Annotated in this window: 15 protein-coding genes; all 15 read left to right on the top strand. The window is 54.4% G+C overall.

Annotation, left to right across the window (positions count from 1 at the left end; all coding sequences use genetic code 11):
- Nucleotides 1-171 precede the first annotated feature (171 nt).
- Nucleotides 172-1593 carry a 3-isopropylmalate dehydratase large subunit gene (leuC, locus tag AC27KL_RS04665; protein ID WP_339324402.1) on the top strand — a complete coding sequence of 474 codons (1422 nt, stop codon included), beginning with the start codon at nt 172-174 and terminating at the stop codon, nt 1591-1593.
- A 14-nt stretch (nt 1594-1607) separates the two neighbouring features.
- Complete coding sequence (leuD, locus tag AC27KL_RS04660) at nt 1608-2210, top strand: 3-isopropylmalate dehydratase small subunit (RefSeq protein WP_036715016.1); 603 nt, start codon at nt 1608-1610, stop codon at nt 2208-2210.
- 352 nt (nt 2211-2562) lie between these two features.
- Complete coding sequence (locus AC27KL_RS04655; RefSeq protein ID WP_487169008.1) at nt 2563-4095, top strand: N-acetylmuramoyl-L-alanine amidase family protein; 1533 nt, start codon at nt 2563-2565, stop codon at nt 4093-4095.
- Between the two features lie 35 nt (nt 4096-4130).
- A complete protein-coding gene (locus AC27KL_RS04650) occupies nt 4131-4820 on the top strand; it encodes a GerMN domain-containing protein (protein WP_487169007.1) in 690 nt (229 codons plus the stop codon).
- Nucleotides 4821-5089: 269 nt separating this feature from the next.
- Nucleotides 5090-6505 carry an N-acetylmuramoyl-L-alanine amidase family protein gene (locus AC27KL_RS04645; RefSeq protein ID WP_339324405.1) on the top strand — a complete coding sequence of 472 codons (1416 nt, stop codon included), beginning with the start codon at nt 5090-5092 and terminating at the stop codon, nt 6503-6505.
- Between the two features lie 30 nt (nt 6506-6535).
- On the top strand, nt 6536-7207 hold the full coding sequence (locus AC27KL_RS04640) for a GerMN domain-containing protein (protein WP_339324406.1): 672 nt from the start codon (nt 6536-6538) through the stop codon (nt 7205-7207).
- Nucleotides 7208-7554: 347 nt separating this feature from the next.
- Nucleotides 7555-10287 carry an S-layer homology domain-containing protein gene (locus AC27KL_RS04635; RefSeq protein WP_487169006.1) on the top strand — a complete coding sequence of 911 codons (2733 nt, stop codon included), beginning with the start codon at nt 7555-7557 and terminating at the stop codon, nt 10285-10287.
- Nucleotides 10288-10378: 91 nt separating this feature from the next.
- Nucleotides 10379-11044, top strand: a complete 666-nt coding sequence (nth, locus tag AC27KL_RS04630; RefSeq protein ID WP_036715557.1) for an endonuclease III — start codon at nt 10379-10381, stop codon at nt 11042-11044.
- A 46-nt stretch (nt 11045-11090) separates the two neighbouring features.
- The gene (locus tag AC27KL_RS04625) at nt 11091-11363 is read left to right on the top strand and encodes a hypothetical protein (RefSeq protein WP_036715558.1); all 273 of its coding nucleotides are present in this window, start codon (nt 11091-11093) and stop codon (nt 11361-11363) included.
- Between the two features lie 223 nt (nt 11364-11586).
- Nucleotides 11587-15243 carry a dynamin family protein gene (locus AC27KL_RS04620; RefSeq protein ID WP_487169005.1) on the top strand — a complete coding sequence of 1219 codons (3657 nt, stop codon included), beginning with the start codon at nt 11587-11589 and terminating at the stop codon, nt 15241-15243.
- A gap of 591 nt (nt 15244-15834) precedes the next feature.
- Complete coding sequence (locus tag AC27KL_RS04615; protein ID WP_339324409.1) at nt 15835-17607, top strand: ABC transporter ATP-binding protein; 1773 nt, start codon at nt 15835-15837, stop codon at nt 17605-17607.
- The gene (locus AC27KL_RS04610; RefSeq protein ID WP_339324410.1) at nt 17604-19475 is read left to right on the top strand and encodes an ABC transporter ATP-binding protein; all 1872 of its coding nucleotides are present in this window, start codon (nt 17604-17606) and stop codon (nt 19473-19475) included. Before AC27KL_RS04615 ends, AC27KL_RS04610 begins: the two co-directional genes overlap by 4 nt.
- A 213-nt stretch (nt 19476-19688) precedes the next feature.
- Nucleotides 19689-20879: a formate-dependent phosphoribosylglycinamide formyltransferase gene (purT, locus tag AC27KL_RS04605; RefSeq protein WP_487169143.1), complete on the top strand. Its 1191-nt coding sequence runs from the start codon at nt 19689-19691 to the stop codon at nt 20877-20879.
- Complete coding sequence (locus AC27KL_RS04600; protein ID WP_339324411.1) at nt 20869-21330, top strand: GNAT family N-acetyltransferase; 462 nt, start codon at nt 20869-20871, stop codon at nt 21328-21330. The genes purT and AC27KL_RS04600 overlap by 11 nt, the downstream gene beginning before the upstream one ends.
- Before the next feature lie 360 nt (nt 21331-21690).
- Nucleotides 21691-22452: a CAP domain-containing protein gene (locus tag AC27KL_RS04595; RefSeq protein WP_487169004.1), complete on the top strand. Its 762-nt coding sequence runs from the start codon at nt 21691-21693 to the stop codon at nt 22450-22452.
- Nucleotides 22453-22466: the final 14 nt, after the last annotated feature.

The following is a 22466-nucleotide window of genomic DNA, read 5'->3' as shown; positions in this document are numbered from 1 at the left end:
GAATCGTTCGAAATACGGATGTCCATCTAATAGTTATTTCCTATTACGTTTATAGATATTATATCTTGGAACTATGAAGAAACCAATGCTATATTTATTTCATTCAAGTCGCGCCGCTGACCCGACGGCACGCTTAACCAAGGACGTTATAACCACGATGAGGTGAAAAAGATGAGTAAAAGAACAATGTTTGAAAAAATCTGGGATAACCACGTGATTCATCAGGAAGAAGGCAAGCCAAGCATCCTATACATCGATTTGCATCTCGTCCATGAAGTGACTTCCCCGCAGGCGTTCGAAGGACTTCGCCTCAGCGGCCGCAAGGTCCGCCGTCCGGAGCTGACCTTCGCCACGATGGACCACAACGTGCCGACGAAAGACCGTTTCAACATCAAAGACCCGATTTCGAAGCAGCAGATCGATACGCTGACCCAAAACTGCCGCGATTTCGGCGTGACGCTGTACGATCTCGAAACGATCGACCAAGGGGTCGTCCACGTCATGGGTCCCGAGCTCGGGCTGACGCATCCGGGCAAAACGATCGTTTGCGGCGACAGCCATACCTCCACGCACGGCGCTTTCGGCGCCCTGGCCTTCGGAATCGGAACGAGCGAGGTTGAGCACGTGCTTGCAACGCAGTGCCTGCAGCAGGCCAAAGCCAAAACGATGGAGGTCCGCTTCGTCGGCAAACGCAAACCGGGCATTACGGCCAAAGACATGATCCTCGGCGTCATCGCCAAATACGGGACGGACTTTGCGACGGGCTACGTCATCGAATATACGGGCGAAGCCATTCGCGAGCTGACGATGGAAGAGCGCATGACCGTGTGCAACATGTCCATTGAAGGCGGAGCGCGCGCCGGCATGATCGCGCCGGACGAAACGACGTTCGAATATCTTCGCGGCCGCCAGTACGTGCCTGCGGGCGAAGAGTTCGAAAAGAGAGTGGAAGAATGGAAGCAGCTTGTCACCGACGAAGGGGCGACGTACGACAAGGTCGTGGAGTTCGACGTTGAATCCTTGATCCCGCAAGTGACCTGGGGAACCAGCCCGGGCATGGGCACGGACATCACGGCAAAAGTGCCGGTGCCTGCGGAGCTGCCGACCGAAAACGAGCGGAAAGCCGCTGAAAAAGCGATCGAATATATGGGACTCGTTCCGGGTACGCCAATGACGGACATCGAAATCGACTACGTGTTCATCGGCTCCTGCACGAACGGACGCATCGAAGACCTTCGCGCCGCAGCCGAAGTGGCCAAAGGCTACAAAGTTTCCGACCGGGTAACGGCCATCGTCGTGCCGGGCTCCGGACGCGTGAAGCTGCAAGCCGAGAAGGAAGGCCTCGACAAAATCTTTATCGAAGCGGGCTTTGAATGGCGCGATGCCGGATGCAGCATGTGCCTTGCGATGAACCCGGACGTATTGCAGCCTGGGCAGCGCTGCGCATCGACCTCCAACCGGAACTTCGAAGGACGTCAAGGACGCGGCGGACGTACGCATCTGGTTTCCCCTGCAATGGCTGCGGCCGCAGCGATCAAAGGGCGGTTCACCGACGTTCGCGACTGGAAATTCAAAACTGAAGTGGTTAGCTAAGGAGGACAACGAACATGGAAGCTTTTACTAAATTGACCGGACTTGTTGCCCCGGTAGACCGGGTAAACGTGGATACGGACGCAATCATCCCTAAACAATTTTTGAAACGGATCGAACGGACCGGCTTCGGACAATTCCTGTTCTATGAATGGAGATTCGACGAGCAAGGAAACGACATCGCCGATTTTTCGTTGAACCAGCCGCGCTACAAGGGCGCTTCGATCCTGATTTCCAGAGCCAATTTCGGCTGCGGCTCTTCCCGCGAGCATGCGCCTTGGGCGATCCTGGACTACGGCTTCAAATGCATCATCGCGCCGTCGTTTGCGGACATTTTCTATAACAACTGCTTCAAAAACGGAATTTTGCCGATCAAGCTTTCCGAAGAGCAGGTGGAGGAACTGTTCCAGCGCACCGCGGCCAATGAAGGTTATGAGCTGAACGTCGATTTGGAAAACAAAACGATCACCGACAACCAAGGCCTGCACATCGGCTTCGATCTGGATGAGCACCGCCGCCAGTTCCTGCTCCAAGGCCTGGACGACATCGGTTTGACGCTGCAGCATGAGGACGAAATCGCGGCTTATGAGCAAAAGCATGCTTCGCGCCTGTTCGCTTAAGCAGCGGCGAAGTTTATCCGATTTGGGCCGTCTATCAGCTTCGGCCTGCAAAGGCTCCTATTTTCCCTCAGGAAATAGGAGCCTTTTTTTGCGGCTTGCGCGAAACATGTCGTCATGGAAAACGCAAAAAGCCCGAAAACTCGCCATGATCCTGCACACGGTCGATTGGGCTGTTTATATGGCGGATTTTGCAACGGCGGAAAATAAATAAGCAAAAAATGAAAGTTCGGCAGGAAAAAGATGGGTGGGTGGCGAATATTGCCTGCATGGCGAAGATTATGAACATTTTTAGATAGATTTGTTTCATATTGCCTTTTTACCGGCAAAAAAATCAGATTGGCAGAGGTGTACAATGAAGAAAATCGGATTTTTACTATTTTTGTTGTCGTTATTGGTCCTGCTGGTTCCGCTTCAGAACCAGGCGTCGGCCAGCGAAGCGCGCGTCCACATCTTTTTGGACGGCAGCGAGCTGAACGTGTCCAAAGACGCCAAAGTAACGAACGTGAACGGAAGCATCATGGTTCCCTTTCGCGTGATCGGGGAGAATCTCGGCTTTGACGTGAAATGGGAGCAAAAATCGAAAAAGGTTCTGATCAGCAAAGACAAAACGTCGATGGAACTGGCCGTGAACCAAAAAAACGCCACGGTAAACGGAAAAAAGGTTAAGCTGGACACCCCGCCGCTGCTTGACAAAAACATCGTAAGCGTACCCGTCCGTTTCGTGAGCGAACAAATGGGACTCCACGTAAGCTGGGATAACGCCGACAAGGCGGTGTACCTGACGACGGCCGAAGCGCCGCCTGCCAAGGATAACGGAACCGGGGCGGGCGCGGGAGACGTGCCTGTGCCTCCGCCGGTAACCCGGCCGGAATCCACGGAAAAACCTTCGGGCGGGCTGGATGAGGGAACCCTTCCCGTTACGACGACGCCGGCCGTCGGCCAGGCGCTCATCAACGGTATCAGCTTCAGCGAAAATCGCCTGATGGTCTCTACGCAAGGCGGAGCGATGAAGCCGAAAGTATTCACGATGTCCGGCCCCGACCGGGTCGTCGTCGATCTGCCGAACACTTCCTTTTCGCCGGATTTTCTGGGCGGACAAGCTGCCGGCGTGGGCAACCAGAACAAACTCGACGTGAGCGGTTATCCGGACGTGTCGACGATCCGTTACTCCCTGTTCAGCAGCAATCCTGCTACGGTGAGAATCGTCATTGATTTGAATTACGCGAAGGATTATGCGGTATACAACGAAAATGATGGGCCGGATTCGGGATTGCTGATCGTAGACTTGAACAAAACGGGCAGCGCCGAACCCCCTGTAACGCCTCCGGTCGGCGGCAACGGCAAAAAGGTCGTCGTCATCGACGCGGGCCACGGGGACCAGGATCCGGGCACAACGGGATATTCGAAAACCAAAGAAAAGGATTTCAACCTGGCCGTCGCCTTGAAAGTAGGGCAGCTGCTGGCCAACGAACCCGACATCGATTATGTGCTGACCCGCAGCGACGATACCTACCTGAAGCTTGCGGAAAGAGCGAAGATTGCCAACGATTTGAATGCGGACGTATTCGTTTCCATACACGCCAATAGTACCGGCGATAAATCGACGACGGCCAACGGCACCGAAACATACTATCAACGGGATGCAAGCAAGGAATTGGCCCGAGTGATCCATAATTATGTCAGCAAAGCCACCGGCCTTAAGGATCGAGGGTATAAGTACGGGAATTTTCATGTCATCCGGGAAACGAAGATGCCGGCCGTATTGATTGAATCGGGGTTCATCTCCAATCCGAAAGACGAAGCGGCGTTGTTCAGCGAAAGCGTGCAAAATGCCATCGCCCAGGCTATTGTGGACGGAATCAAGGAATATCTCGGCATTCAGTAATAAAGAGGTTTTGCAAGGAAGAAGGAGGCGGTTAAGTGAATAAAAAGCTATTAAGCGCGGCGCTTTTGGCCCTTGTCATGGTGGCGGGAGCAGGCTGCGGCCAAAAACCGGCGGCAGCGCCTGCGGCGCAGGACACCACGCAGCAGCCCGGCGATACGTCCGTCAACGCGGCCCAGCCCGATCCAACCGATCCGACCGAACCTGAACAGACAGGGAACGGACAGGAAGGGAAGGAAACGGCCCCGAACCAGACCGATAAGCCGGACGAGCCGGACAAGCAGCCGGACAAGCCGGACAAGCAGCCGCAAAAGCCGGAGGAACCGTCGGTTCAGAAGCAGACGATCGATGTCTATTATACGGACCCGCAGGAGCTTGAACTGAAAAAAAGCGAAAAGGAAATCGAGTTCGGCCAGGATAACGATAAATACAAAGCGGCTTTTAAGGCGCTGCAGGAAAGCGGGGACGCCGATTTGATCCCGCTGTGGGGCAAAATGGAGCTGAAATCGCTGGAGTTCAAGGAAGGCATGGTAACGCTTGATGTTCATATGCCGGATGAAGCCCGCCTTGGCGCCGGCGGCGAACAGTTTGCCCTGGATGCGCTGACCAAAACCATGTTCCAATTCAAAGAGGTGGAATCGATCGAGCTGCTCGTGGACGGGCAAAAGCTCGAAAGCCTGATGGGGCATATGGATCTGGACCATCCGATCAAAAGAAACGGGAACTAATCCGCAAACACGACACGAAACGAAGACCGTCAGTTGAGGCCCAGGCCCATACGGCGGTCTTTTTGTTTATGCTTAAACAGTTCTGCGGAAGACGCACAAAAGCATCGATTTGTCTACCTTAAGCCATAGATAAAGTTTTGCATAAAGAGGAATATATTCGCAACTTTTCGCAGCTTCCGACGTCTAACTTATGTCTGGTGATGTCGAAGGATAGCCAAAGCCGAAACGTCAGAGCTAACGACAAAAATTTAAGAATGGAAGGGTGAAGGATGAAAAAATTTGGTTTTATGGCAGTGCTCCTCTTTGTCTTCATTTTGGCGTTTCCTCACAATGGACAGGCTGCGGCGGGAAGTGCCAAAATTGTTCTGGACGACAAAGAACTGAGTCTGTCGGGAAATGCAAAAGTGGAAAATGTAAATGGCAATATTATGATTCCATTACGTGTCGTCGGAGAGAATCTGGGGTTTGACGTCGCATGGGAAAAAAAGACGCGCACGGTAACCATACAAAAAGATTCCAAAGTCATGAAGCTGGTCGTCGGCCAAAAAACGGCCGAAGTGGACGGCAAAAAAACGTCCATGAATATCGCCCCCATTTTACGCACGGATACGGTGATCGTGCCGATCCGCTTCGTCAGCGAAGAAATGGGTCTCACGGTATATTGGGACAATCAGAAAAAGATCGTAAACTTATATACCCCGAATTTCGGGAGCGGAAACGGGGATGCGGGAACCGGCGCCGGGAACGGAACGAATCCGGATGCCGGCAGCGGAGCCGCCGCGCAGGTTGACGGCATCAGCTTCAGCGACAACCGGCTGATGATCGCCGTTACCGGGAAAGCGAAAGTGAACGACTTTAAAATGAGCGGGCCGGACCGCATCGTCGTCGATCTCGAAAATACGGGATTTTCGGACACGTTCAGCAGCGCGTCCCTGGACCAGAACAAAACGGGCTCCCTGGACGTCAAAGGTTATCCCGATGTTTCAAAGGTCAGATATTCGTTATACAACAGCAATCCTTCAACCGTCCGGATCGTTATCGATTTGAATTATGCCAAAAATTATAAGCTGACGAACGACAACGGTTTATACATCGTCGATTTGAACACATCAGACAGTGGAACGCCGTCCAAACCCGGCACAAGCGGCAAAAAGATCGTCGTCATCGATGCCGGACACGGCGATCATGACCCGGGAACGACGGGCGTGACAGGCAAAAAGGAGAAGGACTTTAATTTGGCGATGGCCTTGAAGGTCGGCAAAATTTTGGAGCAGGATTCGAACTTCGAAGTGGTCTTGACCCGGAGCGACGATACGTTCCTTGAACTGAAAGAACGCGCGAAAATCGCCAACGACTTGAAAGCGGACGTGTTCGTATCGATCCACGCGAACAGCGCGGGTTCCTCGGCGGCAACCGGCAGCGAGACCTACTACCAGCGGGAAGCCAGCAAATCGCTTGCGAACGTGATGCACAAGCATTTGGTACAAGCCACCGGCTTGAAGGACCGCGGCGTACGTTACGGCAATTTCCATGTCATCCGCGAAACGAAAATGCCGGCCGTTTTGCTTGAAGTAGGATATTTGAGCAACAAAAACGACGAAGCCGCCCTCTTTTCGGAAAGCTTCCAGCAGCGTGTTGCCCAAGGAATTGCAGATGGAATCAAAGAATATTTGGGTGTTCAATAATGAATGTCCCTTTTTAGGAGGCGGTACAGAATGAGCAGAAAAATTTGGTGTGCAGGCATTTTGGCTTTGGTGATGGTCGCCTCGGCCGGCTGCGGCCAAAAGCCGACATCCGCACCGGAAAGCGGACAACAACAACAGGAGACCGTTCCGGGCGATCAGCAGCAGCAAACGACGGGAAGCGGCGGCGAGAGCGTCAGCGAACCGAAGACCGAAGGAAACGGAAGCGGAAGCGACGCGGGCAAAGAAACGTCCCAAGGGAACGTTTCTCCGGGCAAAGAGGTTTCATCGCAAAAGCCGCCGGAGTCGACGGCCAAAAAAGAAACGATCGACGTGTATTACACGGATCCGGAAGAGCTCGATTTGAAAAAATCCCGGAAAGAAATCAGCTATAAGGACGAAGCCGACAAATACGCGGAAGCTTACAAAGCGCTGCAGTCGAGCGGCAACGCCGACCTGATTCCGCTTTGGGGGAAAATCGAACTGAAAAAGCTTGACTTTAAAGACGGGCAAATCACCATGGACGTTCATATGCCGGATGAAGCTAGGCTCGGAGCCGGCGGCGAACAATTCGCCCTGGATGCGCTCACCAAAACAATGTTCCAGTTTGACGAAGTCAAATCCGTGGAGCTTTTGGTGGACGGAGCCAAGGTGGAGAGCCTGATGGGCCACGTCGATTTGGAACATCCGTTGACAAGACATTGAAAATATTCGGATAAAAGCAGGAGAATGCGTTCTTCTTGTCGAATAGCATAAAACGTCGCGATTTTTTTGAAGATCATCGGAATGCGCAACCGCTTCTGCGAAGCCGGACAAGCCGATGATCGCAAGAAAAAATTCCGCTGAATGCAGTCTGTCTTCGTTGAAGATGCTCACGATACGATGATAGACGGTTTTCTTATATGAATTGAACTAAAGTTTGCGCTCCGGGAGCGGCCGGGTTTCGGACAGAAGCCTGGGCGGGAGCGCAATCTCTTTAGTTCTTTTCTTGTTATTTTCAGGGTTATACCGGTAGCGGTACGACCGTCATTTCGAAAGGGGAAAAGTAAAGAATGGTCAAACGGCGCAGCAATTCATCATCTCATTCTAAAAAAGTAGTTTCGGCCGTCATCGCAGGCATGATGGTCATGGGTTCCGGAACGGCGGTGTTCGCCGACAACGCGTCCAACAATACGGCAGCCCAATCCACTGCGGCGAGCGCGCTGTTCAAAGACGTCAAAAGCGGATACTGGGCCGAAAAACATATTTATAAGCTGGCTTCCCAAAGCATTCTCCTGGGCAACAACGGACTTTTCCGCCCCAATGACAACGTCACGCAGCAGGAAGCGGTCACGATGGCGATCCGCTTTGCGGGGCTCGAAGGCAAAGTCGACAAAAACGCCTCGGTGGCGCTGCCGTCGAACATGCAGGTCAACAATTATTTCAAACCGTACGTCGCGCTAGCCATTCAGCAAAACTTGCTGGATAAAACGAGCGAAAACGCGGCTTCCGACTCCAAACAGACCTGGGGCGAACGCAAGGCAAGCCGCGAATGGATCACCGAGGTTTTGATCCGTGCGTTGGGCAAAGAAAGCCAAGCGGCGGCGCTTGCGAGCAAAGCGACCAATTTCGCGGACAACGGCAAAATTTCCGCAGCCAAAAGAGGTTTCGTCAACGCGGCTTTGGAGCTTGGGCTGACCAACGGCGTGGAAGGCAACCGCTTTGATCCTCAAGGCTCCGTCACCCGCGCCCAGCTCGCAACGTTTTTCAGCCGGGCGGAAGCTTATAACGACGTGAAATATGCCAACACGGCGGAAGGCGTCGTTACCGGGCTCAGCAGCAACAAGCTGGACCTGTACGTCGATGGGGCCATCCGTACATATGCATTGGACAATTCCACCATGTACTTCACGAGCGCTTCCGAAAGCAAAATCAGCTTTGCCGACCTGAAGCCGTACACGAAAGTGCTGGTCATCGGCAGCGGATCGAAGGCGGCTTACGTAGAGGTGACCGATGCCAAAGAGCAGCTCGAAAGCGTAGAGGGCACGTTCCAGAAGCTTTCCCCGGGCAACATTTTGTGGCTGGAAACGAACAGCACCTTCAAACCATTCACGTATGACGAGAGCACGGCGTTCCTGGATCAAAACGGCGCCAAAATCGATCCTTCGGCCCTCGTCGTCGGCAGCAAAATCGTCATCCGCCAAGAGACGTTCACGTCGGCGAAAAAACCTGTCATCGTTCAGGTGAAATCCGGCGTCGTCAACAAAAACGGAACCGGCACGCTGCAGAGCGTGGATACGGCGACCAAATCCCTGGTCATTAAAAATGCGTCCGGCGACCTGGAGAGCTACACTTGGGACGACAGCCTGGTCGTCAAATACCAAAATCAGCTGCTGTCCCCATCCGAGCTGAAAAACGGCGCGGTGATCAAATACACCGTGAAGAACAATGTGCTCGAAACGGTGGAAGTGACGCAGAGCGTGGAAAGAACGATCCGCGGCACGTTGTATGAAGTCGGCGCGAACAATGCCACGATCACCTACAAACGCGACGGCGGACAGCTTGAAGTGAAGCTGCTTGCCGAAAAACCGGAGATTTTCATCAGCGGAATCGCCGCGCCGACGCTCAGCGATTTGAACGCGGACGAGACGAACGGCGATCAGGTGGAAATTACGCTGAATCCGCAGGATCAGGTAACGAAAATCCAGGTTCTGAACCGCCAAATGGAACAGAAAAAAGGGGCGACGGTCGTTCAATACGAACCGAAATCCAGAGTGCTGACGCTGATGGATGCCAATAAAAAGCCTTATGTCGTAACGCTTGACGAAAAAACCAAATTGTCTTACAACGCGTCCGAACCTACGCTGGACGGCATTGCGCCATACCTGACGAACGGCCGGAAGGTCAATATCACGTACCTGTCGAACCGGGCGCTTTCGATCGACGTCATTTACCAATATGAAGGCAAAGTATCCTCTTTGAACTTGACGACCAAAAAGCTGACGCTGCTCGGGGCGGACGGCCAAAGCATCACGCTGCCGTTCAACAATCCGGTCGTTTCGGTATACGGAAAAAACAGCGGTTCGCTCTCCGACGTTAAAGTCGGCACCGACATTGCGGCCGTGCTGAATGCGACCCAGGACGCGATCCAGACCATTCAAGTCAAAACGAACGTGCAATTCGAGCTTCTCGGCGTGGATTATGCCAACTCCCGCGTAACGGTTAAAAAAGACGGCGTAACCAGCCAGTTCTATGTGGACAAAACCGCGCTGAAGGACGAAAACGGGCAGGCAATCACGGTTCAGGATCTGCGTGCAGGACAACTGCTGAACGTGACCTTCAACGGCACGGAACCGGCATCCGTTCAGCTGGTGAAGCTGACTACCGGCGAGGTGACCGCGGTCAATTCGTCGACTGCGCCAAGCATTACGGTCAAAACGTATGGCGGAACGACGGAAACGTTCAAGCTGGACAGCTCCTCCAAAATCATGAACGATGCCGGTAGCGCGCTGAGCATCACCAACGTTTCGGCGGGCAACCGCGTCGAGGTGCGCAAGGATGCGGACGGAAATTCGGTCGTCAAAGTGCTTTCCGTAGCCACCAAAGCATTTTGGAAATATGACAGTTATGCGAAGGAAATATATGTGAAACGCCAAAATGTCAATGACGTAAACCAATTCCCGCTTTCTCCGGCTGCATACATCCATCAGGGAGATACCACATTAACCGTGCAATCCCTGAAAGAAAATGATAATATTGTTTTGTATTTAAGCAATGGAACGATTGTCGAAATACAGAAACAATAGTATGCTTTGGGAATGGTCATGAGATACACCGTCTTGATACGGGGAGTCTTACCCGTATCAAGACGTTTTTTTTGCAGGAGGTACAAAAGCGATGAAGGCAGCCACGGTACGACATATACTGGATACGATCGGCGAAATGTTTCCCGACGCTCATTGTGAATTAAACCACAGCAACGCTTTCGAATTGACGATCGCCGTGCTGTTGTCGGCGCAATGCACCGATGAGACGGTAAACAAGGTCACGAAGGATTTGTTTCAAAAGTACAAGTCCCCCGAAGATTACGTTGCCGTTCCGCTGGAGGAGCTGGAGCAGGACATCCGCAGAATCGGACTCTACCGGAATAAGGCGAAACATATCCGCAATTTATGCATGCTGTTAATGGAGCAATACGGCGGCGAGGTTCCCAGCGAACACGACGAATTGGTCAAACTGCCGGGAGTGGGCCGCAAAACCGCCAACGTCGTGGTTTCGAACGCGTTTGGCGTTCCGGCCATCGCGGTGGACACGCATGTGGAGCGGGTCTCGAAACGGTTGGCACTGGCCAATTGGAAGGATTCGGTGCTGGAAGTGGAAAAAAAGCTGATGAAGCAGGTGCCGCGCGAAGAGTGGACGCTGACGCATCACCGGCTCATTTTTTTCGGCCGTTACCACTGCAAAGCCCAAAACCCGAAATGCCAGGTCTGCCCGCTGCTTGACGTATGCCGCGAAGGGAAAAAACGTATGAAGACGTCCCAAATCAGAAAAGATAAGAAATAGCAATAAAGGATAGGACCTACAAAGATGGAGAAGGATGGGATTATACATGAAATGCATCTCAGTGTATACAGACAATTTTGAACTGTTTTCCGATATTATGGACCAAGTGATGGAGACCGAGCTGGCCGAAAACGAAGAAAAAGAATTCGAGGGCGTGACCGTCAGCCACTCCGGCGACGTTCCGGAGCATTATTTGGACCGCATGTCGGTGAAGCCCGAGGTTGTCGTCATGAAGGACAAGTCCCGCGGCACGACCATTTTGCAGCATGGCAAAGTATTCGAAATTCTCGTTCCGGAAATCGAAAACGCCAACGCTTAAGGTTAGCGGCGCACAATTGAATCAATGGCTTGATACCATAAAACCGAAAGGAATTTTCGGTTTTATTTTTTTGCCCGTCGCCGCCCAAAAAGGGGGGGCTCCCGGCGAAAAATGTTTCTCATTCCGCTGCCGAAATGTTAAAATGTAACTATTTGAGGAATCTGGAAACGGATCAACAGGATCATTCCGGAGTCACTGACAGAGCTAAGGGGAGAAAGGCAGTATGTCGACATCGAGTCCGACCATTCAATCTCATACGGAGTCTTTGCAGGATTTGCAGCAAACATTGGACGGCTGGGGAGACCGCCAGTCGGCCCAATGGGTAAGCGATTTGATACGAAAAGCTGCGGCAGGGGAGATGACGATCGCGTTTTGCGGCCATTTTTCCGCCGGCAAGTCCAGTCTGATCAACTCCTTATGCGGCAAAAAGGTGCTGCCGTCGAGCCCGGTTCCGACGAGCGCCAACGTCGTTTCGATCCGCAACGGCGAGCCGAAAGCCTTGATTTATCCGGCAGCCGCTGCGAATAGGGCAGGGCAAACATCCGAACCACAAACGGTTTCCCTGGACGAATTATACGCATACTGCACCAATGGCGGCTCGTATTCCTCCGTCGAGGTGTGGGACCGGATTCCGCTGCTGGGCGAGCGCGGCGTGCTTATGGATACGCCCGGGGTGGATTCGACGGACGACAGCCACCAGAAGGCGACGCATTCGGCGCTGCATCTGGCGGATACGGTGCTGTACGTCATGGATTACAACCATGTGCAGTCGGAAAATAACCTCGCTTTCGCAAAAAGCTTGTCCGATTGGGGCAAACCGCTGTATCTTGTCGTGAACCAAATCGATAAACACCGCGAAAGAGAGCTGTCTTTTGAAAGCTATCGGGCCGAAGTGGAGGCTGCGTTCAAACGCTGGCAGGTCCATTATGTGAGCCTGCTGTTTACGTCGCTGAAGGAACCGGAGCATCCGTACAACCAATGGAAGCAGATCAAGGAACTGGTCGTACGGTTGATCGAAAAGCGGGAACCGATCCTAAGCTACAGCCTGGATTGCTCCGCTCGCCATATCGCCGAGCAGCATGTAAAGAAATATGCGGATTCGCTTGAGGAAACGAAGGAGCGGCTGCTGGAGGAAATGGGCGGCGCCGAAGCGGCGGCGAAGCTGGAGGCGGAAATCGCCGGCTACCGCAAAGAGCTGGAGCGGCTGAAGGAGCTGCCGCAAACGGAGCGCGAGCACATTCGCAAACAGGTCGATTCGCTGCTCGACAATGCCAACATTACCCCTGCGGAGCTGCGGGACCTGGCCGGCGCGTTTTTGGAAAGCCGGAAGGCCGGCTTCAAGAAAGGGCTCTTTTTCAGCGGCGCCAGGACGGAGCAGGAGAAGCAGGAGCGGCTGCGCAAGTTCGCGGCGGCGCTGCGGGAGCAGACATCGGCCCAGATCGAGTGGCATTTGCTGGAGCTGCTGAAGCAGTGGAGCAAATCGCTGAATGTCTGGACGGAAGGGCTGCAGGCAAAGCTGCAGGAGACGATGCCCGAGATCGGCGAGGGCATGCTGGAGAGTTCGGTGAAGCCGGATGCGGTCATGTCCGGCGAATATGTTTTGAATTACTGCCGGATGCTGTCGGCAGACATCAAGGGCATGTACCGCCGCGCCGCGGTGAACGCGGCGGAGGACGTGCTGGCGGATGTGGCGGCATCCGCCAAAGAGCAGCAGCAGCGCGTGATCCGCGACCTGAACGCGCTGCTGGAGAAGTCCGCCGCGATGTCCCGCTATCAGGAGCTGGAGCGGGACATCGCGGCGCGCGCGGCAGCCGCCGAGGCGCTGCTGCCGGCGCGCGTCACGCTCACCCGCGGCTTCCTGCCGGAGGTGAGCGCCCCTGCCCCTGCGGCTGCGCAGCCGCAGGGCATGGACGCGGGCGCGCGGGAGACCGCGCCCGCCGCCGCCCCGCTACGCGGGGCGGAGCCGCTTGGCGGCGCGGCCTTCGGCCGCCGCCAGCGGCTGGACGCCGCAGCAGCCCGCCTGCAGGACGCGGCGGCGCTGCTTGCGCGTTATCCCGCGCTCGCTTCCGCCGCGCGGGGGCTGAAGAGCCGGGCCGAGGCGCTGGCCGGCGGCTCCTTTACGATGGCGCTGTTCGGAGCGTTCAGCGCCGGGAAATCGTCGTTCGCCAACGCCCTGCTCGGCGAACGCGTGCTGCCGGTATCGCCGCATCCGACGACAGCGGCGATCAACCGCATCCTCGCCCCGCAGGACGGCTTTGAGCACGGCACCGCCCAGGTGACGATGAAATCGCCGGCCGCATTCCGGGAAGACCTGGAATATTCCTTCTCCGTGCTGCAGCTCGGAACGCCGCCGGAGGAAGGCTGGATCCAGGCCGTCGAAGGGCTTCAGCCGGAAGGGATCCATCCGGCCGGGCTGCCGCATTACGGGTTCCTGAAAGCGGCGGCGGCAGGCTGGGAGGAGACCCGGGCGCTGCTCGGCACGGTGCAGACCGTGGATTTGGATCGCTACAAAACCTTTGTCGCCGACGAGACGCGCTCCTGTTTCGTCGAGCGGATCGATTTATATTACAGCTGCCCGCTGACGGAGCAGGGAATCGTGCTCGTGGATACGCCGGGCGCCGATTCGCTTCATGCCCGGCATACGGGCGTCACGTTCCAATACATGAAACATGCGGACGCCATCGTTTTCGTGACGTATTACAACCATGCCTTCTCCAAAGGCGACCGCCAGTTTCTGGCCCAGCTCGGCAGGGTGAAGGATAGCTTTGCGCTCGATAAAATGTTCTTTATCGTCAACGCCTCGGACCTTGCGTCCTCGGAAGAGGAGCTGGAGCAGGTCGTCAAACATGTCGAGGGCAATCTGAAAGCGCGGGGCATCCGGCTTCCGCATATTTACCCGGTATCCAGCATGAAGGCGCTGGAAGGCAAACTGGCGGGAGACCAAAGGCTGTATGCGGAATCGGCCTTTGAAGCTTTCGAAAACGCGCTTGGCGCATTTGCCGGCGAAGAGCTGCCGAAGCTGTCTTTGGCCGGCAGCCTGCAGGAGATTTCGGCCGTGCGCCGGCGGGTCGCCGAGTGGGCCGGGTTGGCCCGCCAGGACGAAGGGGCGCGCGAACGGCGCCGCCTGCAGCTGCAGGAGGTCGGCCGGCTTGCCCTGAAGCGGATCGAATCTTTTGCCGGGCAGGATCTTTCCGGCGATATGGAGCAGGAGACGCTGGAGCTGCTTTTCCATGTCAGGCAGCGGATCGGTTTCGGTCTCGGCGAGTTTTTCGCCGAAGCTTTCCATCCGTCGGTCCTCCGGGAAGATGCCGGCCAGTTGAAACGGATTTTCGAAGGCTGCGGGCGCGAGCTCGAACGGACCATCGTCCGCGAGCTGGAGCAGGAGCTGTGGGCGACGACGCTGCGCCTGGAGAACAAAGGCAAGGCGGTGCTGCGGACCGCTGCGGAAGAAGCGATAAACGACATTCGGGAATACGACGCCGCGATGATGCTGACGCCGCCGGAGGAATCGGAATGGGCTTCTCCGCAGTGGGAGGAATCGGGGGCGGTTCATTTCGTGGATTGGAACGCCTACTGGCCGCTCTTCAAGTCGCCTAAACATTTCTTCGAAGGGGGCGGCCGGGAGAAGCTGAAAAACGCCATCGAACCCGTGATCAAAGAAGCTTTAAGCACGGAAGCCGCCCAAAAGCAGGAAATCCTCGTGGAGTTCTACGGCAAATTGGCGGCCGCTGCTCAGTCCAGGCAAGCGCAAAGGCTGCGGGAACAGCTGAATGAAGCGCTGGAGGCTGCTAACGCATCCTTGGCTTCCGGGGAGCAGCCTGAAGTTTGGGACCGCTTGGCGGCCCAGCTGGAGGAAATGGAAAAAACCATCCATATATGACCGGCAAATCCGGCGGGAGAAAAAGGAAGCGTCATCGTCAGGCGCTTCCTTTTTCGTGTTTTTTAGCGGGGGATCATAAAGACGAACCTTACACGGTTGAAACGCATTTTTCGAAAGGAAAGAGACCGTTTCGGGAACGGATGGCCCAATGGTTAACCGCGGTATTTCGCTTTTTGGAAAGCTTTTGCCAGCTGGAATGATCTTCTTGTTGGGTTCGGCAGAGAACGCGAGGATTTTCAATGATTTGATAAGTAATTCAGGATTAAGCCGAGGTAATGACCATTGATTGCCAATGCAGCGAGAATATGCCCGGTTATCCTCTTTGCCGCCTTTGGAAGAGGGTGATAAACTTCAAAATATTCGACGTCACTTCCGGGAAAAAATGCAAAAACGAGGGGAAACGGCCTGAAATCGCCGTTCGGTCGGCAGGATCCGCTTTGAAGGATATCGGGATAGGCGAATGGGCACGCATTCCGATAGATCGAAACGGCTTCCCGCGGGGGCTGGATTCCAAGGACGGCGTTTCGCCGGATGGATGCAATCCGGAACGTGAAGCGATCAAGTTTTGAGATGATATGAAGGAGGAGAACCATGAATGTTCTCAGGCAAATGCAGAGCTTTTTTTGGGAGAAGAGAAGTTTTTTATATTTATCTATACTCTGCCTCGCCATAGCTACTGCACTCGGGCTTGTAACCCCGAACCTGCTCCGCACGCTGATTGACGATGCCATCCAGGAGCAGCATTTTGAGAAAGTCCCCGCGCTTGCGCTGACCGTCATCGCGGTCGTGTCTTTGAAAGCGCTAATGCAATTTTTAAGCGGTTTCTTCGGCGGAAGAATGGGGAATTATTTGGCTTACCGTTTGCGGAACGGCTGTTACGAGAAACTCCAGGTTTTGTCTTTCCGTTATTACGACAAGGCCAGAACGGGGGACCTGATGTCCCGTCTGACCGGGGATCTCGAAGCGATTCGCCAGTTTATCGCCTTCGGCATTCCGCAAATTTTGAATACGATTCTGATGGTGGTTTTCGGCGCCGTCGTCATGCTGTCCATCAGCTGGCAGCTGACGCTCATCACGATGATCAGCATTCCGTTTCTGGTGATCGTGGCGCTGAAGTTCGAAAACAAAATTCATCCGGCTTTCCAGGAAATGCGCCTTGCGCTCAGCGCGCTGACCACGTCGGTGCAGGAGAACATCACGGGCGTCAGAACCGTGAAATCTTTTGCGCGCGAGCCTCATGAGGTGGATAAGTTCTCCATCCGCAACGAGCGGTACAAAAACAACCAGATCTTTGCATCCGGTTTGTGGAGCAGCTATTTTCCGTTAATGGAGCTTTTGGCCTGCATCTGCGTCGTCATCCTCCTTGGGGTCGGCGGCTCGATGGTCATCCGCGAATCGCTGACGCTCGGGAGCCTGGTCGCGTTTTTCAGCTTGATCTGGTACATTATCGGCCCGATGTGGAACATCGGTTATTTGATCAACAACTACACGCAGTCGGAAGCTTCCGGGGAACGCGTCATGGAGCTGTTGAACCAGCCGATCGACGTGAAGGATAAGGAAGGCGCCATCGCGCTGCGCGCGGAGGACGTCAAGGGGCACGTCACTTTTGAAAACGTCACCTTCGCTTACGGGAACAAGCTTCCGGCGATCAAGGACATCAATCTCGATGCGCCTCCGGGAACGGTCATCGGCCTGCTTGGCGGAACCGGCTCCGGCAAATCGACCATCATTCAGCTGCTGATGCATGCCTACAACGTGGACAGCGGCAGCATCAAGCTGGACGGCGTCAACATTAACGATATTCAAGTGCACAGCCTGCGGAGCCAAGTGGCATCCGTGTTCCAGGAAACGTTCCTGTTTTCCTCCAGCATCCGCAACAACATCGCATACGGCATGAAGGACGTATCGATGGACGAGATCATCCGGGCGGCGAAGCTCGCCAAAGCCCATGACTTTATCATGGAAATGGCCGAAGGCTACGACACGATCGTCGGGGAACGGGGAATGGGCTTGTCCGGCGGGCAGAAGCAGCGGATCGCGATCGCGCGCGCCCTGCTCAAAAATCCGAAGATTCTGATCCTGGACGATGCGACAAGCGCCGTCGACATGGAAACCGAACACGAGATCCAGGCGGGATTCCAGGAGGTCATGAAGGGACGGACCACGTTTATTATCGCGCACCGGATTTCCTCGCTCCGTCATGCCGACGAGATCCTCGTTTTGGATGAAGGCAAAGTCGTGCAGCGGGGCAGACACGATGAATTGATTGCGGTTCCTGGCCCATACCAGGACGTATACCATATACAATATGCAGACCACATTGCCCGGATGAATGGGGATGCAGGAGAGCAGGTGAGCTCATGAGTACGGCTTTTAACGCAGAGAAGCGTTCGCATCAAGAAGCGGGCAAAGCGAAGGGCAACGCCTCCGGCAAAACCGGGGAACGCTTCGTGTACCAGGACGACGAAGTCATCGAAAAACCGTTTAACTGGTCGCAGTTGACGAGATTGTTTTCCTACATGAAACCTTATGCCAAACAGCTGCTGCCGCTGGTCATTCTGATGATGGTCCTCGGCACGGTGACGAAGCTGACGGTTCCGTATTTGACGAGTATGGCGATCGACAAGGCGATCGCGCCGACGGACGGCAGCTCCCCGAGCTTGACCTGGCTTTATACGATTACGGCATGCGTCCTTGTGCTTTATATTATTCAGTGGCTGGCGAGCACGTTCCGCATCAAATTTACGAATATTATCGGACAACGCGTCATATATGATCTGCGGAGCGATTTGTTCAAGCATATCCAGAAGCTGTCGTTCAACTTTTTCGATAAACGTCCGGCGGGATCGGTGCTCGTGCGCGTCACGAATGACGTCAACTCGCTGCAGGAGCTGTTTACGAACGGCGTCGTCAACCTGATGATCGACTGCGTGCAGCTGATGGGCATCGTCGTCATTTTGCTTCTGATCAACTGGAAGCTGGGGCTGGCGGTCATTTTGACCGTGCCGATCATGTTTTTCATATCGACCAAGCTGCGGATCAAAATCCGCCGGGCTTGGCAGGACGTGCGGATGAAAAACTCGCGGATCAACTCCCACTTGAACGAATCGATCCAAGGAATCCGCGTGACCCAAGCGTTTACGCAGGAGCAGGAAAACATCAAGTTCTTTGACAAAATGAACATGGACAGCAAAAAATCTTGGGACCGGGCTTCCGCCCTCAACCAAGGTTTCGGGCCGCTGATCGAAATTACGGGCGGGATCGGTACGCTGATCCTGTTCTGGTTCGGCGCTTATTTGATCCAGCATGACCAGTTGACCGTCGGCCTTCTCGTCGCCTTTTCGAGTTACGTCGGCAGCTTCTGGGAGCCGATCAACCGTCTCGGCCAAATGTACAATCAGCTGCTGGTGGCGATGGCTTCTTCCGAGCGGATCTTCGAGTTCATCGACGAGAAGCCGAGCATCGACGATAAGCCGGACGCCGTGCCGATGCCGAAAATCAAAGGCGACATCAGGCTGGACAACGTCGTGTTCGAATACGTCAAAGGCCGTCAGGCGCTGAAAGGGATCAACCTGGACGTCAAAGCCGGCCAAACGATCGCGCTCGTCGGGCATACAGGTTCAGGCAAAAGCACGATCATCAACTTGCTCAGCCGGTTCTACGACATTTCCGGCGGGAAAATCACGATCGACGGCATGGATATCCGCGACGTGAAGCTGGAAACGCTGCGCAGCCAGATCGGCATCGTCCTTCAGGATACGTTTATTTTCTCCGGCACGATCCGCGACAATATCCGGTTTGGACGATTGGATGCGACCGACGAAGAAATCGAAGCGGTGGCGAAAGCCGTCAACGCCCACGAATTCATCGAAAAATTGCCGGGCGGCTACGATACGGAGGTCGAGGAGCGCGGCAACATGCTGTCGATGGGTCAGCGCCAGCTGCTATCCTTCGCGCGCGCCCTTTTGGCCGATCCGCGGATTCTCATTTTGGACGAAGCGACGGCGAGCATCGATACGGAAACGGAGCTGAAAATTCAGGAGGCGCTGAAGGTGCTGCTGGAAGGCCGGACTTCGTTTATCGTGGCGCACCGTCTGTCGACGATCCGCCACGCCGACAAAATCGTCGTGCTGGATCACGGGGAGATCAAGGAAGAGGGCAACCATGCCGAGCTGATGCGTCAGCGCGGAACGTACCACGGCCTGATCGAAGCCCAGTTTAAATTCGTTTGATCCGGAAACGATTTGGAACATTTCACAACAAACTTCTGTAAAATCAATGAACTTCCTCACTGATTCGACAGCCTTAAGGCCTAAAAATGAGGAAAGTTTGTGAACATTAGAGGAAAATGTCGGAGCACTCTTGCAATCTTTCTCCTAAACCCCGAAAATAGTGATTGAGGTATACAGATGTGGTATACACTAGTAGGGGGGAATAGGGAAGTGGTGTGGGGTGCTCCTTTTTCTGCACATGCCAAGAAAATGCTGCTGCTGGGCAGCGGCGAATTGGGGAAAGAAGTAGTACTGGAAGCCCAGAGACTGGGCGTGGAAACCATTGCCGTGGACCGATACGAACATGCGCCCGCCATGCAGGTCGCGCATAGGTCCCATGTGATTGATATGCTCGATGCCGATTCCCTGAAACAGATGATTCATCAGGAAAAACCGGATCTGATTGTACCTGAAATAGAAGCAATCGCAACCGAGGCACTGCTTGAGCTGGAGGAAGAAGGGTACCGCGTCGTTCCGACGGCACGGGCCGCGCGCCTGACGATGGACCGCGAAGGCATCCGCCGTCTGGCCGCCGAGAAGCTTAGCCTGAAGGTTGCGGATTACCGTTTTGCCGATAGTTTGGAGGAGCTGAAGAAAGCAGTTGCCGTTTTGGGAACGCCATGCGTGGTCAAGCCGATCATGAGCTCATCCGGCAAAGGCCAAAGCGTGTGCCGTACGGAGGATGATGTTGAAGCATGCTGGAACGCCGCCATGGAAGGCGGACGCGCCAAAAACAGCCGCGTCATCGTCGAATCGTTTGTTTCGTTCGAAAGCGAAATCACGCTGCTGACCGTACGCTCTGTAAGCGGCACCACCTTTTGCAAACCGATCGGCCACATTCAGAAAGACGGCGACTATGTTGAATCCTGGCAGCCTCATGAGCTCAGCCCGGATCAATTGAAGGAAGCGGAGCTCATCGCGAAAGCCATCACCGACGAATTGGGCGGTTATGGCGTTTTCGGAGTCGAGTTGTTTGTTACGAAAGATGGAATCATATTCAGCGAAGTTTCGCCACGTCCGCATGATACCGGGATGGTGACGATGATCACCCAGGATTTATCGGAATTTGCCCTGCACGTCAGAGCGATTCTCGGACTTCCGATCCCGTCGGTCGAATTGCTGACGCCGGGTGCTTCGGCAACTTTGAAAGCGGACGACGCAAGTACGAATTTTACTGTTGGAGGCATAGAGGAAGCGCTCAGCCTGCCGCGGACCCAAGTCCGGGTGTTCGGCAAGCCTGAGACGAGAGCCGGCCGAAGAATGGCTGTCGCCTTAAGCGCTGATGGGGATCTTCAGAAAGCACGGAATACGGCGAAACATGCCGCCAGTCTTTTAAAAGTGGAGGAATATGATCATGAACAGTAACATTCTGGCACCCGCCCTGCAAATACGTTTCTCGAATTGCGACAGCGACCTCGAAGCCGTCGTGGCTTTGATGCGGGAACTGAATTATCCGACGACCATTAACGTGATGCGCGAGCGGATCGAAGCTTCCGAGAGCAATCCGAAGCTTTGCACAATGGTTGCTGAACTTGACGGCAAGGTCATCGGCATGGTTGCGCTGAATCAGGTGAAGTCCTTTGCGAGAAACGAGACGGCGACGCAGGTGTCGGCTCTGATCGTGGCCAAGGAACACCGCGGTCAAGGCATCGGCAAAAGGCTGATCCGCAGCGCGGAAGAGTGGGGCAAAAAGCAAGGAAGCCAAACGCTTTTCCTGGTGAGCGGCAATCGGGTGGAAAGAGCACCGGCGCATGCATTTTATGAACATATCGGTTTCGAAAAAATCGGATATCAATTCGTGAGAAAACTGAACTAATTCACTATACATGATGATACGCTCGTCCCGTTTCGGGACGGGCTTTTTTGTCGTTTGCCCGCGAATTCCTGCCGGAGTCAGGGGCTGAAAAAAACTTAGGGAGGCTCACTCCCGTTGCCGTTTGGAGCTTCGGCGAGGCATACGGACTTTGTTTCGCCGAAATTCGACATAAACCCCGGTAGCGTCAAAGCCCCCCGCTTTTCGTATCAAGCCTGGAATCGGATTTCTGGAAATTCACTTCCAATATTTGAGGCCTACACAAGGAATACAAACATGTTACAATGTGGGAGTAAGAAATGACAACTTTGTAACCGGAATGGATCGGTTCGAGCAACAACACCATGAGAAGGAGATGTATCCATGAAGAACAATAAAGTGATGAAAACATTGGTCAGCACGGCATGTGCCGCCGTTTTGGCGGTGGGTCTGATTGGAGCAGGTCCGGCATCGGCAGCGTCTGCCCAGCAAAATTCCGTACCGGCGCCAAGCGGCTTCCAAAACCTGCAGGATCTGCAAAGCTATGTGGAGAAATGGCTGCAAAACAACGGTGGTGCTTACGTATTCAAATATCAATTCCAATTCCCGGGCGCTGGCCAGGCAACGAACCCGCAGCCGACAACGCCGGCATCTTCGAAACCGACGCCTTCGAAGCCGGAAACGTCCAAGCCGCAGCCTTCCAAGCCTGCACCGTCGAAGCCTGCACCATCCAAGCCGGAAACGTCCAAACCGTCGACCGGAACGTCTTCGAACCCATCGGCTTATACTGCCGAAGTGGTCAAGCTGGTCAACCAGGAACGCGCCAAAGCGGGCTTGAAGCCGCTGACGGAAAATGCAAAATTGTCCAATATGGCGATGGATAAAGCGAAGGACATGAGCAACAACAACTACTTCGACCACAATTCCCCGACGTACGGCTCTCCGTTCGACATGATGAAAAAATATGGCATTTCTTTCAGCTATGCGGGCGAAAACATCGCTAAGGGCCAAAAAACCCCTGCAGATGTCATGAACGCCTGGATGAACAGCGAAGGACACCGCGCCAACATTTTGAACAGCAACTACACGACGATCGGCGTGGCTTACTACAACGGGTACTGGGTGCAAGAATTTATCGCGAACTAATTCTAATATTATAT

The organism is Paenibacillus sp. YAE3, assembly GCF_057546105.1.
This window is presented reverse-complemented; position numbering and strand designations above follow the sequence as displayed.

Coding starts and splice junctions, on each gene's coding strand:
- AC27KL_RS04620 (WP_487169005.1), top strand. CDS start 11,587: ATGTCGACATCGAGTCCGACCATTCAATCTCATACGGAGTCTTTGCAG.
- nth (WP_036715557.1), top strand. CDS start 10,379: ATGAAGGCAGCCACGGTACGACATATACTGGATACGATCGGCGAAATG.
- AC27KL_RS04645 (WP_339324405.1), top strand. CDS start 5,090: ATGAAAAAATTTGGTTTTATGGCAGTGCTCCTCTTTGTCTTCATTTTG.
- AC27KL_RS04615 (WP_339324409.1), top strand. CDS start 15,835: ATGAATGTTCTCAGGCAAATGCAGAGCTTTTTTTGGGAGAAGAGAAGT.
- AC27KL_RS04635 (WP_487169006.1), top strand. CDS start 7,555: ATGGTCAAACGGCGCAGCAATTCATCATCTCATTCTAAAAAAGTAGTT.
- AC27KL_RS04655 (WP_487169008.1), top strand. CDS start 2,563: ATGAAGAAAATCGGATTTTTACTATTTTTGTTGTCGTTATTGGTCCTG.
- leuC (WP_339324402.1), top strand. CDS start 172: ATGAGTAAAAGAACAATGTTTGAAAAAATCTGGGATAACCACGTGATT.
- AC27KL_RS04640 (WP_339324406.1), top strand. CDS start 6,536: ATGAGCAGAAAAATTTGGTGTGCAGGCATTTTGGCTTTGGTGATGGTC.
- leuD (WP_036715016.1), top strand. CDS start 1,608: ATGGAAGCTTTTACTAAATTGACCGGACTTGTTGCCCCGGTAGACCGG.
- AC27KL_RS04600 (WP_339324411.1), top strand. CDS start 20,869: ATGAACAGTAACATTCTGGCACCCGCCCTGCAAATACGTTTCTCGAAT.
- AC27KL_RS04610 (WP_339324410.1), top strand. CDS start 17,604: ATGAGTACGGCTTTTAACGCAGAGAAGCGTTCGCATCAAGAAGCGGGC.
- AC27KL_RS04595 (WP_487169004.1), top strand. CDS start 21,691: ATGAAGAACAATAAAGTGATGAAAACATTGGTCAGCACGGCATGTGCC.
- AC27KL_RS04625 (WP_036715558.1), top strand. CDS start 11,091: ATGAAATGCATCTCAGTGTATACAGACAATTTTGAACTGTTTTCCGAT.